We start from the raw sequence: 1,072 nt of genomic DNA on the forward strand, positions 1-1,072 counted from the left end.
GTTCGAAGCGGAGAATTTAAGCCCCAGTAAACGGCGGTGGTAACTATAACCATCCTAAGGTAGCGAAATTCCTTGTCGGGTAAGTTCCGACCTGCACGAATGGCGTAACGACTTCTCTGCTGTCTCAACCGCGAACTCGGCGAAATTGCATTACGAGTAAAGATGCTCGTTACGCGCAGCAGGACGGAAAGACCCCGAGACCTTCACTATAGTTTGGTATTGGTGTTCGGTGTGGCTTGTGTAGGATAGGTGGGAGACGTAGAAGCGTGCACGCCAGTGTGTGTGGAGTCATTGGTGAAATACCACTCTGGCCATAGTGGATTCCTGAACTTCGGACCCTGATCGGGTCCAGGGACAGTGCCTGATGGGTAGTTTAACTGGGGCGGTTGCCTCCCAAAGAGTAACGGAGGCGCCCAAAGGTTCCCTCAGCCTGGTTGGCAATCAGGTGGTGAGTGTAAGTGCACAAGGGAGCTTGACTGTGAGACGGACGTGTCGAGCAGGAGCGAAAGCTGGGACTAGTGACCCGGCCATGGCTTGTGGAAGCGTGGTCGCTCAACGGATAAAAGGTACCTCGGGGATAACAGGCTGATCTTGCCCAAGAGTCCATATCGACGGCATGGTTTGGCACCTCGATGTCGGCTCGTCGCATCCTGGGGCTGGAGTCGGTCCCAAGGGTTGGGCTGTTCGCCCATTAAAGCGGTACGCGAGCTGGGTTTAGAACGTCGTGAGACAGTTCGGTCCCTATCCGCTGCGTGCGTAGGAAATCTGAGAAGGGCTGTCCTTAGTACGAGAGGACCGGGACGGACGAACCTCTGGTGTGCCAGTTGTACCGCCAGGTGCATGGCTGGTTGGCTACGTTCGGGAAGGATAACCGCTGAAAGCATCTAAGCGGGAAGCCTGCTTCAAGATGAGATTTCCCCTGAGGTGTCCAGTAGACGACTGGGTTGATAGGCCAGATGTGGAAGCACAGCAATGTGCGCAGCTGACTGGTACTAATACACCAATCACTCACCCAAACACCCACACACTCTTGGTGGGGTGCCAAGGCGAGTAACACAACAAACACCAACAA

The 1,072-nt window shown here is 54.8% G+C and carries 1 rRNA gene; it reads left to right on the top strand.

Annotation, left to right across the window (positions count from 1 at the left end):
* Positions 1-1,016: ribosomal RNA gene (locus HMPREF3172_RS00040) — 23S ribosomal RNA — on the top strand; the annotation flags it as partial.
* Between the last annotated feature and the right edge of the window lie 56 nt (positions 1,017-1,072).

The organism is Brevibacterium sp. HMSC08F02 (assembly GCF_001807555.1).
GTDB lineage: Bacteria > Actinomycetota > Actinomycetes > Actinomycetales > Brevibacteriaceae > Brevibacterium > Brevibacterium ravenspurgense.